Origin of the sequence: Pseudomonas sp. FIP_A4, assembly GCF_036701605.1 — a bacterium.
Taxonomy (GTDB): domain Bacteria; phylum Pseudomonadota; class Gammaproteobacteria; order Pseudomonadales; family Pseudomonadaceae; genus Stutzerimonas; species Stutzerimonas phenolilytica.
In genome coordinates this window covers 98,904-113,697 of the sequence record NZ_JAYDXP010000120.1, presented here as the reverse complement: position 1 = coordinate 113,697, position 14,794 = coordinate 98,904, and the positions used below count along the sequence as shown (strand labels likewise).

The window sequence follows — 14,794 nt, the reverse complement described above, 5'->3', positions numbered from 1 at the left end:
AATGGGATTGTTGATCGATGGCCAGTGGCACGACCGCTGGTATGAAAGCCGCGACGGACGTTTCGAGCGCGAGCAGGCCAAGCGCCGTCACTGGATCACCGCGGACGGCAAGCCGGCTGCCGATGGGCAGCCGGGATTCAAGGCCGAGGCCGGGCGCTACCACTTGTATGTTTCGCTTGCCTGTCCCTGGGCACACCGCACCCTGATCTACCGCAAGCTCAAGGGGCTCGAAAGCCTGATCGACGTCTCGGTGGTGAGCTGGCTGATGGCCGACCACGGCTGGACCTTCGATCGCAGCACCGGCTCCAGCGGCGATGCGTTGGACAACGACCGCTACCTGCACCAGCGCTACACTCGCGACGATCCCCGTTACAACGGCCGCGTGACGGTACCGCTGCTGTGGGATCGCAAGCAGCAGCGCATCGTCAACAACGAATCCTCCGAGCTGATCCGCATCTTCAACAGCGCCTTCGACCACCTGACCGGATCGTCGCTCGACCTCTACCCCCAACCGTTGCGCGGCGAGATCGACGCGCTCAACGCGCGTATCTACCCGGCGGTCAACAACGGCGTCTACCGGGCCGGTTTTGCCACCAGCCAGGAGGCCTATGAAGAGGCTTTCGCGCAGGTGTTCAGTACGTTGGACTGGCTGGAGCGTCGCCTCCACAAGCTGCGCTATCTCACCGGTGAGTACCTGACCGAGGCCGACTGGCGGCTGTTCACCACGCTCATCCGTTTCGACGCGGTGTACCACGGCCACTTCAAGTGCAACCTGCGGCGCATCGAGGACTATCCGAACCTCTCCAACTGGCTGCGCGAGCTGTACCAGTGGCCGGGGATCGCCGATACGGTGGATTACGGTCATATCAAGCGGCATTACTATCAGAGCCATCGGCAGATCAACGGCAACGGCATCGTGCCGCAGGGCCCGGCGCTGCAACTGGAGCGCGCGCATGATCGCGAGCGCCTGCCGGGCCTGGGCATCTTCAATCGATCGGCTGCAGCCGTTCTGTCCTGAGTGCGACGGCTGCGCAAACGGTCATTCACACCTGAGCTAACGGCGGCATTGCTCACCATTTGCCGCCGAGGCGGCGCGGCAGCGATGCACCGTGCATACTGCGCGGCCAAGCAAGGGTGGATGGACGCGATCGATGTGGGGGCTTTCCGGCTATCTCGGCCTTTTTCTGGCAGCGTTCGGCGCAGCGACGCTGCTGCCGATGCAATCCGAGGCGCTGCTGGCGGGGTTGCTGCTGTCGGAGCGCTATGCCGTCTGGGGATTGCTGGCGGTGGCCAGCATCGGCAACGTGCTCGGCTCGCTGGTGAACTGGCTGCTGGGGCGCTACGTCGAGCGGTTTCGCCACACGCGCTGGTTTCCGGTCAACGAGCGGCAGCTGGCGCGCGCACAGCAGCACTATCACCGTTACGGTCGCTGGACCTTGCTACTCAGCTGGATGCCGATCATCGGTGACCCGCTGACGCTGGTAGCGGGGATGATGCGCGAGCCGCTGTGGAGCTTCGTGCTGATCGTCGCGCTGGCCAAGACGACGCGCTATCTGATGGTGGTTGGCCTGACGCTGGGCTGGATGTGACGGACGTCGGGTTGGAAACCGCAGCCGACTGAACGATGATCCCGAGCGACGTCCAGCGGATACCTCGGCACGCATGACTCACGCACCGTCTTCGACCACACACCTTACCGTTACGCAACGTGACAGCATCTCCGTGCGCCTGGTGCGCGAGGCGCTGCTCGCGTTCGAGCGCGCCGATCTGACGGGCGCGCAGCTGCTGGCCGAGCTGGGCCTCGATCCGGCCTGTCTGCGCGAGCCGGACGGGCGTGTCGACGTGCGCGACTACACGCGGCTGTGGCTCGGGCTGGCGCAGCGCTTCGATGACGAACTGTTCGGCATGGACCCGCGTCGACTGCGTTCCGGCAGTTTCGTCTTCGTCAGCCGCTGCTGCATCCAGCAACCCACCCTGGAAAAGGCGTTGCAGCAGGCGCTGAGCTTCTTCGGCCTGGAGTTGGAGAATTTTCGCGGCAAGCTGATCCGCAGCCAGAGTCTTGCCGAGATCGTGCTGCGCGAGCGCGCCGCCGAGCCCGCACGGGCGTTCTGCTATTTCACGTTCTGGATGCTGCTGCACGGGCTGGCCTGCTGGCTGGTGGGACGGCGCATCCCCTTGCTGGCGGTGGAATTGCGCTGCGCCGAGCCGGAGTACACCGACGACTACCGGGTCATGTTTTCCGACAACCTGCGCTTCGCGCGTCCCTCGACGCGCATCATCTTCGCCGCCGAAGTGCTCGATCTGCCGGTCCGGCGCAGCGAAGCCGAGCTGCACAGTTTCCTTGCCGAGGCGCCGGCGAACATCCTGGTGCGCTATCGCGATCATTCCAGCCTGGCCAGCCGCATCCGCCAGCAGCTGCGTCATCTGCCGGCGGAGCAGTGGCCCGATGCGGCGACGCTGGCGCAGCGCCTGTGCATGTCTGCCTCGACGTTGCGCCGCCGGCTGGCCGAAGCGGGCCAGCCCTACCAGACCATCAAGGACGGACTGCGTCAGGAGATGGCCACGCAGTGGCTGGCCGATGCCAGCGTCAGCTACGGCGAGATCGCCGAGCGGCTCGGTTTCGCCGATGTCAGCTCGTTCTACAAGGCGTTTCGCAAGTGGACGGGTAGCAATCCCGGTCACTACCGCAACTTGATCCTGGCGCCGACTCAGCGCTGACCGCACGCCCAGGCAGCGCCCGTCACCGGCGTGATTGCCCTTTGCCATTGGCCAAAACGCTCAGGCAGGTTGAGTAGATCGGCCATTGCCGCTCCCGTGTCGCTGTCTAAAGATGAATCCCGGCTTCGCACCGAATAACAACAAGCACGGGAGAGCGCCATGCAGATTCGCGACAGGGTATTCCTCATCAGCGGTGGTGCTTCGGGGCTTGGTGCCGCCGCGGCGCAGGCGCTGGTCGAGGCGGGTGGCAGCGTGGTGCTGGCCGATCTCGACGAGGCGGCGGCCATCGCCCAGGCCGAAGCGCTCGGCGCCGGCGCGCTCGGCGTGCAGGCCGATATCCGCGACGAACAGGCCGCGCGTCACGCGGTGACCACGGCCCGCCAGCACTTCGGTGCGCTGCACGGGTTGGTCAACTGCGCCGGGGTTGCCGGTGGCGAGAAAATCCTCGGCCGTAATGGCCCGCACGGCCTCGACAGTTTCAGCCGCATCGTCGGCATCAACCTGATCGGCAGTTTCAATATGCTGCGCCTGGCCGCAGAGGCAATGGCCGAGAACGCGCCGGATGCCAACGGCGAGCGCGGCGTGATCATCAATACCGCGTCCATCGCGGCCTTCGACGGACAGATCGGCCAGGCGGCCTATGCGGCCTCCAAGGGCGGCGTCGTCAGCCTGACGCTGCCGGCCGCCCGCGAGCTGGCGCGCTTCGGTATCCGTGTGATGACCATCGCCCCCGGCGTGTTCGAGACGCCGATGATGGCCGGCATGACCCAGGAAGTCCGCGACTCGCTGGCCGCCGGCGTACCGTTCCCGCCCCGTCTGGGCCGCCCCGCCGAATACGCCGCGCTGGTGCGGCACATCTTCGAGAACAGCATGCTCAACGGTGAGGTGATCCGTCTCGACGGTGCCTTGCGCATGGCCGCCAAATAAAGGAAATGCACATGAAAGATGATCCGATCGTAATCGTCAGCAGCGCGCGCACGCCGATGGGCGGCTTCCAGGGTGACCTGCTGGGCATGACTGCGCCCCAGCTCGGTGCGGCAGCGATCCGCGCCGCGGTGGAACGCAGCGGCCTGCCGCCGGAGAACGTGCAGGACGTACTGATGGGCTGTGTGCTGCCGGCCGGACAGGGCCAGGCGCCGGCGCGGCAGGCGGCGGTGGGGGCGGGGCTGACCCGCGCCACCACCTGCACCACGGTGAACAAGATGTGCGGCTCGGGCATGCAGACGGTGATCCTGGCGCACGACCAGCTGCTTGCCGGCAGCGCCGACATCGTCGTTGCCGGCGGCATGGAGAGCATGTCCAACGCGCCGTATCTGCTCGACCGAGCCCGCGGCGGCTACCGCATGGGCCATGGACGGGTGCTCGATCACATGTTCCTCGACGGTCTCGAGGACTCGTTCGACAAGGGTCGGCTGATGGGCTCGTTCGCCGAAGAGTGCGCCGACACCTTCGGCTTCAGCCGCGAGGCGCAGGACGCCTACGCACTGGAGTCGCTGCGCCGGGCGCAGGCGGCGATCGCCGAAGGGCGTTTCGCCGAGGAAATCGTCACGCTGGAAGTCACCCAGGGCAAACAGCAACGCACGATTCGCGACGACGAGCAGCCGCCCAAAGCCATGCCGGAGAAGATCCCGAGCCTGAAGCCGGCGTTCCGCGAAGGCGGCACGGTGACCGCCGCGAACTCCAGTTCGATTTCCGACGGCGCCGCCGCGCTGCTGCTGATGCGCCGCTCCGAGGCCGAGCGCTGGGGGCTGCAGCCCCAGGCGGTGATCCACGGTCACGCGGCCTACGCCGATGCACCGAACCTGTTTACCACCGCGCCGATCGGGGCGATCCGCAAGCTGATGGAGCGCACTGGCTGGCGCCTTGAGGACGTCGATCTATTCGAGATCAACGAAGCCTTCGCCGTGGTGGCGATGGTGGCGATGCGCGAGCTGGGGCTGGATCACACCAAGGTCAACGTCAATGGTGGCGCCTGCGCGCTGGGGCATCCGGTGGGTGCGTCCGGCGCACGCATCCTCGTCACGCTGCTGGCGGCGCTGCGTGCGCGCGGCTTGCGGCGCGGCGTGGCGGCAATCTGCATCGGCGGTGGCGAGGCCACGGCGATGGCTGTCGAGCTGATCTGAGGAGGTGTCCATGCTGCCCAACGAAGACCAGTGCGCCATCGCGGAGGTGGCGCGGCAGTTCGCCGAAGAACGGCTCAAACCCTTCGCCGAGCAGTGGAGTCGCGCCCATCGCTTTCCGGCCGAGGCCATCCGCGAGATGGCTGTGCTGGGCTTCTTCGGCATGCTGGTGCCGGAGCAGTGGGGCGGCAGCGACACCGGCTACCTGGCGTACGCCATGGCGCTGGAAGAAATCGCCGCCGGCGACGGCGCCTGCTCGACCATCATGAGCGTGCACAATTCGGTGGGCTGCGTGCCGATCCTGCGTTTCGGCACCGAGCAACAGAAGCGTGACTTCCTCGTGCCGCTGGCACGCGGCGAGCAGATCGGCGCCTTCGCCCTCACCGAACCGCAGGCCGGCTCCGACGCCAGCAGCTTGCGTACCCGTGCCCGACGCGACGGCGATGACTATGTGCTCAACGGTGCCAAGCAGTTCATCACCTCCGGCAAGCATGCCGGCACGGTGATCGTCTTTGCGGTGACGGACCCGGACGCCGGCAAGCGCGGCATCAGTGCTTTTATCGTGCCCACCGACAGCCCTGGCTATCAGGTGGTACGGGTCGAGGACAAGCTCGGCCAGCACGCCTCGGATACCTGCCAGATCGCCTTCGAGGACCTGCGTGTGCCGGTCGCCAACCGGTTGGGCGAGGAGGGTGAGGGCTACCGCATCGCCCTGGCCAACCTGGAAGGCGGACGCATCGGCATCGCCGCCCAGGCGGTGGGCATGGCCCGCGCCGCCTTCGAAGCGGCGCGCGACTACGCCAGGGAGCGCGAAGCCTTCGGCAAGCCGATCATCGAGCACCAGGCGGTGGCCTTCCGCCTGGCCGACATGGCGACCCAGATCGCCGTGGCGCGGCAGATGGTGCATCACGCCGCGGCGCTGCGCGAGGCCGGACGGCCGGCATTGGTAGAGGCCTCGATGGCCAAGCTGTTCGCCTCGGAGATGGCGGAGAAGGTCTGCTCGGCGGCGATCCAGACGCTCGGCGGTTACGGCTACCTGGCCGACTTCCCGGTGGAGCGTATCTACCGCGATGTGCGGGTCTGCCAGATCTACGAGGGCACCAGCGACATCCAGCGCCTGGTCATTGCGCGCAACCTGGGCGCGTGAACGAAGCGTCATGCGGCGCGGCGAGCCGCCGTGCCGAGCACAGCCGGGACACGCCGGCCACCTGAAAATAAAAACAAGACGAGGTAGGAAACATGCAGACAGGCTTGATGCAGAACGCGCCCCTGTTGATCAGCGGCATCCTCGCCCACGCCGCGCGCGCTCACGCCGATCGCGAGATTGTCTCGCGGCTGGTCGGCGAGCCGCTCTGGCGCTACGACTACGCCGGCCTGGCCAGCCGCGCGGCCCAGGCTGCCACGATGCTGCGCAGCCTCGGCATCGACGCTGGCGACTGTGTATCGTCGCTGGCGTGGAACACCCATCGGCATTACGAGCTGTTCTTCGCGGTGCCGGGTATCGGCGCGGTGCTGCACACCGCCAACCCGAGGCTGTCGGACGAGCAGATCGTCTACACCATCAACCACGCCGGCAGTCAGGTGTTGCTGTTCGACAGCTCCTTCGCCGAATGCGTCGCCCGGTTGCGTCCGCGGCTGGACAAGATCCGTCATTTCATCGAGCTGGCAGCCCAGCCCGTTTCCGCAATGGCCGACGTGCAGGGCTATGAGCGACTGATCGCTGCCGCAATGCCGCTGGACTGGCCGCAGTTCGACGAGAACGCCGGCGCCGTGCTCTGTTACACCTCCGGTACCACCGGCGATCCCAAGGGCGTGCTGTACAGTCACCGTTCCGTGGTGCTGCACGCGATGGCGGCGGGGCTGTCCGGTGCCTTCGGCCTGTCCGCCTTCGATTGCATCATGCCGTGCTCGTCGCTCTACCACGGCACTGCCTGGGGTTTGCCGTACGCCGCGGCGATCAATGGCTGCAAGTTCGTCCTGCCGTGCGACCGGATGGACGGCCCGAGCCTGCAGGAGCTTATCCAGAGCGAAGGCGTGACCATCTCCGGTGGCGTGCCGACCATCTGGACCATGTACCTGGCCCACCTTGAGCGCAGCGGCGAGGATGCTGGCACGCTCGCGCGGTTGGTGATCGGCGGTTCCGCAGTGCCCCGCTCGATGGCTGAAACCTTCCAGACCCGCTACGGCGTTGCGGTCTGCCAGCTCTGGGGCATGACCGAAACCAGCCCGTTGGGGGTAGTGGCCACGCCGACGCCCAGATTGGCCGGGCGTGGTCAGCAGGCCGTCAACGATACCGTCTGGACGCGCCAGGGGCGCTTGCAGTTCGGCATCGAACTGCGGGTGGTGGACGAAAAGGGCCGCGAATTGCCGCGCGACGGAGTCAGTGCCGGTCGTCTCAAGGTGCGCGGCCCGTGGACGGTGGAACGCTACTACCGGAGCGAAACCAGTGCGCTGGACGAGGACGGCTGGTTCGATACCGGCGACATCGCCACGTTGGATGCCGATGGCTTCATGCGCATCACCGATCGCAGCAAGGACGTAATCAAGTCCGGCGGCGAGTGGGTCAGTTCCATCGATATCGAGAACGTCGCCGCCGCGTGCCCCGGGGTGAAGGTTGCGGCGGTGGTCGGCGTGTTCCACCCGAAGTGGGAGGAGCGCCCGCTGCTGGTGATCGAGCCACATGGTGATGCCGAGGTCACCGCCGAATCGGTCCTCGCGCATCTGGAACCGAACATCGTCAAGTGGTGGATGCCCGATGCGGTGGTCTTCGACGCTGTGCCGCTGACGGCCACGGGCAAGATCGACAAGAAAGTGCTGCGCGAGCGCTACCGCGACCATCTAATCGATAAGCCGCTTAATGCGGCGAACCAGTAGTCGTCGCCGCACGGTGCTCTCGCGTCGACGCGGAGCGCCTGAGGCAAGCCAGAAAGGGGGAGGGACGATGAGCGAGACCGAGCAGGATCGTCAGGGACCGCTGCGTGGCCTGCGCGTGCTGGAGTTCGCCGGCATCGGTCCCGGACCGCACTGCGCGATGCTGCTCGCGGACATGGGCGCCGAGGTGCTGCGCGTCGAGCGCGAGGGCGGTACGGGATGGGCGAACCCGGTGGTCGACCGCGGTCGCACGGTGGTGACTCTGGATATCCGCAACGCTACCGGGCGGGCGCGCTGTGTGGAACTGGCGCAGGGCGCCGATGTGCTGATCGAGGGCTTCCGTCCGGGCGTCATGGAGCGCCTGGGCCTGGGGCCGGACGAGCTGCTGGCGCGCAATCCGCGGCTGATCTACGGCCGCATGACTGGCTGGGGCCAGACCGGACCGCTGGCCCAGGCGGCCGGGCACGACATCAACTATATCGCGCTGACCGGTGCGCTGGCCGCGATCCGCGGCGAGAGCGGACCGGCGGTGCCGCCGCTGAATCTGGTCGGCGATTTCGGTGGCGGCTCGCTGTACCTTGCGGTGGGTATCCTCGCCGCACTGTGGGAGCGCGAGCGCTCGGGCCAAGGGCAGGTGATCGATGCGGCGATCGTCGATGGCGTGTCGTCGCTGATGACCTTTTTTGCCGGGCTGCTACCCAGCGGGCGTATCGAGATGCAGCGCGAGCGCAATCCACTGAGTGGCGCGGCGCCGAACTACCGGTGTTACCTCTGCGCCGATGGCCGTGAGATTGCCATCGGCGCGCTGGAGCCGCCGTTCTGGCGCGAGTTGCTCGAACGCATCGACGCTCCGCAAGCGCTTTGGGAGGGCTGCGCGGACCCGGCTGCCTGGGCCGAGCAGGGCGACGTGCTGGCACGGTTGTTCGCCAGCCGCAGCCAGGCCGAATGGTGCGCCTTGCTGGAGGGCAGCGATGCTTGCTTCGCTCCGGTACTGCCTCTGGACGAGGCAGCCGGGCATGTTCATATGCGCCAGCGTGGCGTCTATCAGGAGGTCGACGGCCAGTTGCAAGCGGCGCCTGCACCGCGCTTCTCACGCACTCCCGGCAAGGCCCGGCGCACGCTGCGCATAGTGGAAACGGACGCCCGCTGGGATTGATGTGAGCTGTCGCTGTTGCCCGCCGCGTGCGTCTGCCGGCTTGGCGGTTCACGCTCACGAACAGGTGATGAATGGGCGAAGTTCATTGTTCGACAATCCGTAATTCACGCCGATTCACTACAGCCTCTTGGTCTCGATGCCGCAACGAAGAGGCGGGCGGGATATCAGAAGTTGAATAAGCAGATGAACTTGAGGTGGTGCGTAGACTGTCGACGGGATGTTGCAGAAGTGCCTGTAAACCAATGTTCATCCGCCTGTAACGCTCGACCTAGACGAGCCGCGCGTCGGTTTGAATTGCATCGGCACGAGAGCTGGCTACCCTCAATGTAGATGCCAATTATTACAACAAAAAGCGGGGAGTCAGACGTCATGAACAATTACAACGAGCCTGTAGTTGCACTTGAGCTATGCCGCTTCTGCGCGCATTGCATCGCTGCCATTGTTGTGGCCGGCATGTTGTTCATTGGTTTGATCGGGTCCTGGAGCGTGGCCCTGAATGTAGGCTTGGTTCCACTGCTCGCACTTGCGGCCTCCGATCTGCTGGCCAAGCGTCAGGAAGATGCGCTGCAATCGGCAATCCGCGCCTGAGCACGATGCGTCGGCGCAACCCATGGCGTCGACGCCCTTCCGATAGAACGCAGGCAGCCGCCGGGTTCCCGCGGCTGCCCCTTCCCATTTTCCGGCTTTTCGAGGCGTCGCACGTTGTGCGGCCGCGTCCCAGTGGTGTGCGCTGAGCGGCGTACCGGTGTTACCGCTTCACAGAAATGTAACGACGCCTGGGGCGCACGGTAACGATGGTGCCCGTTTTCCCTGCGCGCGACACTCTGCTGAAAAACGTAAGTCTATGAAAAATAAGGATTTACAAAAGATGGCACGCCGAATGCTTTATCTCTTGCACAACAAGAACAAGAAAGCAGAACCCACAACAAAAACAACACGTAGCGACTCCAACACAATAAAAACAAGCACGTGGAGGCGTAGCAAACTGATTCTTTTGGAGAGGAATTGCCCGACAGGTTTCCTGTCGACCGGGCCGAGAATGACAAAACTGCCATGAGGCAGCACCAGAACCGGTTGAGCCCTGAGGGGCAGTGGCAAATCAGCGACCAAAATAATCCGTTTGTTCTTTATGTCCCGAACCTGGGACTGCTTCGGGCTCTGGCTCGAACCGGGCGCTCAACAAAAACAACAAGCCCGTCAGCAAAAGAAGAACAAAGCAATAACTCTTGAAGGGGAGCCGTCAGGCTCCCCTTTCTATTTTTGTGCTTCGCCAGCACGGCTGGTCAGGCCCTGACTGACGACAAGCGCCTCAGCGTCTACTCCGCCAGGCCGAGCACCTTGAGCACGAAGGCATACTCCAGCGCCACGTCCTTGAACGCCTGGTAGCGGCCGCTCATGCCGCCGTGCCCTGCGCCGAACTCGGTCTTGAGCAACAGCAGGTTGTCGTCGGTGCGCGTGGCACGCAGCTTGGCGACCCACTTGGCGGCTTCCCAGTACTGCACGCGGCTGTCGTTGTAGCCGGCCACTGCGAGCAGCGCGGGGTAGGCTTGGGCGCGGATGTTTTCGTACGGCGCATAGGCCTTGATCCGCTCATGCACCTCCGGCTGGTTCGGGTCGCCCCACTCGTCGTATTCGGTCACGGTCAGCGGTAGGTCGGCGTTGAGCATGGTGTTCAGTACATCGACGAAGGGCACCTCGGCGACGGCTGCGCCAAACAGCTCCGGACGCAGGTTGAGCACCGCGCCGATCAGCAGGCCGCCAGCGCTGCCGCCACTGATGGCCAGGCGTGGCGACGTGGTGTAGCCATCGGCCAGCAATTGTTCGGCGCAGGCGATGAAGTCGGTGAAGGTGTTCGGCTTGTGTTCCAGCTTGCCGGCGCGGTACCAGGCTTCGCCCAGATCACCACCGCCACGCACATGCGCGATGGCGAAGACGAAGCCGCGGTCGAGCAGCGACAGCCGCGCGTGGGAGAACCAGGGGTCGAGGCTGTGACCGTAGGCGCCGTAACCGTAGAGGTAGAGTGGTGCGGGCTTGCCGAAGCTGTCGCGGCGGCCGACCAGGCTGATGGGAATCTGCGTGCCGTCCTGGGCGGTCGCCCAGATGCGCCGACTTTCGTAGGCATCGGCATCGAAGGGGCCTTCCACCGGGGTTTCCTTGAGCACCTTCTGCGTGCCGTCGGCCAGGGTCAGCTGGCGGATCTGCGCCGGGCGATTCAACGCCTCGTAGCGCAGGCGGATCACCGTGCTGGTGAATTCCAGCGAGTTCTGCACGTGCAGGCTGTAGGCCGCATCGGGCAATTGCAGGCGATAGGGCTGGACGCCCTGCGGCCGCACCTCGATCACCGGCAGGCCGCTCTCGCGCAGGGTCAGGGTGATTGCCTCGGCGTTCAGGCTGACATCCTCGAGCATCACCGCGTCGTCATGCGGGACCAGCACCTGCCAGTGCTCGCGGCCCGGCTCGGCCTCGCTGGCGTGATAAAGGGCGAAGTTGATGCCCGCCTGGTTGCTGCGAATCAGCCAGCGCCACTGGCCCTCGTACAGGCCATGATCGGGGAAATATTCGTGGTCTTCCCGGCGTGGCGCCAGGCAGGTCCAGCTGCCTTCCGGCTGATCCGCCGACAGCACCCAGGCTTCGCTGGTGGTCTTGCTGTGGGAGAGGATGACCAGCTGGCGGTCGGAGCTGGCGCGGTAGCAATGCACGAAGAAGCGCCCGTCCGGGTCGTGATAAACCTCGCTGCTGCCGGTTTCGCCGAGGCGATGGCGGTAAATCCTGTGTGGTCGGTGGGTCTCGTCCAGCTCGCCGTAGAACAGGGTCTGGCTGTCGTTGGCCCACGTCATGCTGCCGTCGCAGTTGTCGAAGGGCAGCTCGGTGATCGCGCCGCTGGCCAGGTCCTTGACGTACAGCCGGTAGATCTCGTCGCCCTCGCGGTCGAGGCTGTAGGCGAGCTTGCTGTGGTCCTGGCTCATGCTGAAGGCGCCCAGCGAGAGGAAGCCGCCACCGGCCAGCTCGTTGGGGTCGAGCAGCAGCTGTTCGGCGCTTTCATCGACGGTCAGCGAACCATCCAGTGGGCGCGGGCAGCGGTAGTGCCGGGGATACTCGTCCCCAGCGGTGGTGCGCTGGTAGTACAGCCACGGCCCCCACGGCGAGGGCAGTGACAAATCGGTTTCGCGGATGCGGCTCTTGATTTCCTGGAACAGGGTTTCGCGCAGTTCGGCTTGATCGGCGAGCTGCTCTTCGAGATAGGCATTCTCCGCCCTGAGATAGGCCAGCACGTCCTCCGCGTCGCGATTCTCCAGCCAGCGGTAAGGATCGGCGCCTGCATCGGCGCGGGCGATAGGGGCTTGGGACATGCAGTACTCCAGTCTGGGGGCGGCGGCATTTCGGTCCGCGTATGGCGTGCGATGACAGGCGGCAGTGTACCCGCTGGGCGCTTTGTAGGTTGACTGACGCGCTGAGCTACGGTTTCAGCGATGAGTGCTGCTGGCCATCGGTCGATAGATGCTGCAAATGGGCAGAAATTCGTGTGGCTGAGAATGACCGGTCAGTCGCGAAATGTCCGAATCCGTCTCGATGAGAGAGCCGATTGACAAGGCAGTGCTTTTGCTCGAAGGTGTGCCGACCCAAATCAAACGGGCGTATGAATCGAGCGTTTGTCAGCGCATCGCCGATTGCCCGATGTATCGTGTCGGTGGGTGTCGTCGCCGCGAGGCGTGGTCGCAGTAGACCGAAGACGTGCGGCACGTAACGTTCAGCTTCCATTCCTGGAGATCAGTTGATGATTTACGAAGGTAAAGCCATCACGGTTAAGGCTCTTGAGAGCGGCATCGTCGAATTGAATTTCGACCTCAAGGGTGAGTCCGTCAATAAATTCAATCGCCTCACTCTCAACGAACTCCGTCAGGCGGTCGACGCCCTCAAGGCCGATGCATCGGTCAAGGGCGTCATCGTCACCAGCGGCAAGGACGTATTCATCGTCGGTGCCGATATCACCGAGTTCGTCGACAACTTCAAGCTGCCCGACGAGGAGCTGGTCGCCGGCAACCTCGAAGCCAACAAGATCTTCAGCGATTTCGAGGACCTGGGCGTGCCCACCGTGGTTGCCATCAACGGCATCGCCTTGGGTGGCGGTTTCGAGATGTGCATGTCTGCCGATTACCGGGTCATGTCCACCGCTGCCAAGGTCGGCCTGCCGGAAGTGAAGCTGGGCATCTACCCGGGCTTCGGCGGTACCGTCCGCCTGCCGCGCCTGATCGGTGTCGATAACGCCGTCGAGTGGATCGCGTCAGGCAAGGAAAACGGTGCCGAAGACGCGCTCAAGGTGCACGCGGTCGATGCCGTCGTCGCTCCGGAAAAGCTGCAGGAAGCGGCACTGGATCTGGTCAAGCGCGCCATCTCCGGTGAGCTGGATTACAAGGCCAAGCGCCAGCCGAAGCTGGACAAGCTCAAGCTCAACGCCATTGAGCAGATGATGGCGTTCGAGACCACCAAGGCCTTCGTGGCCGGCCAGGCCGGCCCGAACTACCCGGCGCCGGTCGAAGCCATCAAGACCATCCAGAAAGCCGCCAACTTCGGCCGTGACAAGGCGCTGGAAGTCGAGGCCGCCGGCTTCGTCAAACTGGCCAAGACTTCGGTTGCCGAAAGCCTGATCGGCCTGTTCCTCAGCGATCAGGAGCTGAAGAAGAAGGCCAAGGCTTACGACAAGCAGGCGCGCGACGTGAAACTGGCTGCCGTGCTGGGCGCCGGCATCATGGGTGGCGGCATCGCCTACCAGTCGGCCGTCAAGGGCACGCCGATCCTGATGAAGGATATCCGCGAAGAGGGTATCCAGATGGGTCTGGACGAGGCCTCCAAGCTGCTCGGCAAGCGCGTCGAGAAGGGCCGTCTGACTCCGGAGAAGATGGCGCAGGCGCTCAACGCGATCCGCCCGACCATGTCCTATGGCGATTTCGGCAACGTCGACATCGTTGTCGAGGCCGTGGTCGAGAACCCGAAGGTCAAGCACGCCGTGCTGGCCGAGGTGGAAGGCCACGTGCGCGAAGACGCGATCATCGCCTCCAACACCTCCACCATCTCCATCAGCTACCTGGCCCAGGCGCTCAAGCGTCCGGAAAACTTCTGCGGCATGCACTTCTTCAACCCGGTACACATGATGCCGCTGGTGGAAGTGATCCGCGGCGAGAAGACCAGCGAAACCGCCATCGCCACCACCGTCGCCTACGCCAAGAAGATGGGCAAGAGCCCGGTCGTGGTCAACGATTGCCCGGGCTTCTTGGTCAACCGCGTGCTGTTCCCGTACTTCGGCGGCTTCGCCCGCGCCATCGCCCACGGTGTCGACTTCGTTCGCGCCGACAAGGTGATGGAGAAGTTCGGCTGGCCCATGGGCCCGGCCTATCTGATGGACGTCGTCGGCATGGACACCGGCCACCACGGCCGTGACGTGATGGCCGAAGGCTTCCCGGATCGCATGAAGGACGACACCCGCACGGCTGTCGACGTCATGTACGACGCCAACCGCCTCGGCCAGAAGAACGGCAAGGGCTTCTACGCCTACGAGATGGACAAGAAGGGCAAGCCGAAGAAGGTCGTCGACCCGCAGGCCTACGAGTTGCTCAAGCCGATCGTCGCCGAGACGCGCGAGCTGTCCGACGAGGACATCATCAACTACATGATGATCCCGCTGTGCCTGGAAACCGTGCGCTGCCTGGAAGACGGCATCGTCGAGACCGCTGCCGAAGCCGACATGGGCCTGATCTATGGCATTGGCTTCCCACCCTTCCGTGGTGGTGCGCTGCGCTACATCGATTCGATCGGCGTCGCCGAGTTCGTCGCGATGGCCGACAAGTACGCCGACCTGGGCCCGCTGTACCACCCGACCGCGAAGCTGCGTGAGATGGCTGCCAACGGCCAGCGCTTCTACGGTTAATCGAGG

11 protein-coding genes are annotated in these 14,794 nt (G+C 64.8%); 10 read left to right on the top strand and 1 reads right to left on the bottom strand.

Translation table 11 applies throughout. The features are described from left to right. Position 1 precedes the first annotated feature (1 nt). The 9 genes from U8L64_RS07105 (at position 2) to U8L64_RS07065 (ending at position 9,453) form a co-directional block, all read left to right on the top strand. Positions 2-1,018 carry a glutathione S-transferase family protein gene (locus U8L64_RS07105; RefSeq protein WP_333395127.1) on the top strand — a complete coding sequence of 339 codons (1,017 nt, stop codon included), beginning with the start codon at positions 2-4 and terminating at the stop codon, positions 1,016-1,018. 133 nt (positions 1,019-1,151) lie between these two features. Further along, the gene (locus tag U8L64_RS07100) at positions 1,152-1,589 is read left to right on the top strand and encodes a YqaA family protein (protein WP_234302168.1); all 438 of its coding nucleotides are present in this window, start codon (positions 1,152-1,154) and stop codon (positions 1,587-1,589) included. A 73-nt stretch (positions 1,590-1,662) separates the two neighbouring features. Then, positions 1,663-2,718 carry an AraC family transcriptional regulator gene (locus tag U8L64_RS07095; RefSeq protein ID WP_052079061.1) on the top strand — a complete coding sequence of 352 codons (1,056 nt, stop codon included), beginning with the start codon at positions 1,663-1,665 and terminating at the stop codon, positions 2,716-2,718. Positions 2,719-2,877: 159 nt separating this feature from the next. Beyond that, positions 2,878-3,645, top strand: a complete 768-nt coding sequence (locus U8L64_RS07090) for an SDR family NAD(P)-dependent oxidoreductase (RefSeq protein WP_333395124.1) — start codon at positions 2,878-2,880, stop codon at positions 3,643-3,645. An 11-nt stretch (positions 3,646-3,656) separates the two neighbouring features. Continuing rightward, entirely contained in the window at positions 3,657-4,841 is a 1,185-nt protein-coding gene (locus tag U8L64_RS07085) for an acetyl-CoA C-acyltransferase (RefSeq protein WP_333395122.1), read from the top strand. A gap of 10 nt (positions 4,842-4,851) precedes the next feature. Beyond that, the gene (locus U8L64_RS07080) at positions 4,852-5,985 is read left to right on the top strand and encodes an acyl-CoA dehydrogenase (RefSeq protein ID WP_333395120.1); all 1,134 of its coding nucleotides are present in this window, start codon (positions 4,852-4,854) and stop codon (positions 5,983-5,985) included. Positions 5,986-6,092: 107 nt separating this feature from the next. Beyond that, the gene (locus tag U8L64_RS07075) at positions 6,093-7,712 is read left to right on the top strand and encodes a long-chain fatty acid--CoA ligase (RefSeq protein WP_333395687.1); all 1,620 of its coding nucleotides are present in this window, start codon (positions 6,093-6,095) and stop codon (positions 7,710-7,712) included. A 67-nt stretch (positions 7,713-7,779) separates the two neighbouring features. Further along, positions 7,780-8,865 (top strand): CaiB/BaiF CoA transferase family protein, encoded by a 1,086-nt coding sequence (locus U8L64_RS07070; RefSeq protein ID WP_333395118.1) that lies wholly within the window; start codon positions 7,780-7,782, stop codon positions 8,863-8,865. A 369-nt stretch (positions 8,866-9,234) separates the two neighbouring features. Next, positions 9,235-9,453, top strand: a complete 219-nt coding sequence (locus U8L64_RS07065) for a hypothetical protein (protein ID WP_043299039.1) — start codon at positions 9,235-9,237, stop codon at positions 9,451-9,453. 728 nt (positions 9,454-10,181) lie between these two features. Here the strand turns inward: U8L64_RS07065 and U8L64_RS07060 are convergent. Beyond that, the gene (locus tag U8L64_RS07060) at positions 10,182-12,215 is read right to left on the bottom strand and encodes a S9 family peptidase (RefSeq protein ID WP_333395115.1); all 2,034 of its coding nucleotides are present in this window, start codon (positions 12,213-12,215) and stop codon (positions 10,182-10,184) included. Positions 12,216-12,640: 425 nt separating this feature from the next. Here U8L64_RS07060 and fadB point away from each other — a divergent pair, with 425 nt between their 5' ends. Then, entirely contained in the window at positions 12,641-14,788 is a 2,148-nt protein-coding gene (fadB, locus tag U8L64_RS07055; RefSeq protein WP_333395113.1) for a fatty acid oxidation complex subunit alpha FadB, read from the top strand. Positions 14,789-14,794: the final 6 nt, after the last annotated feature.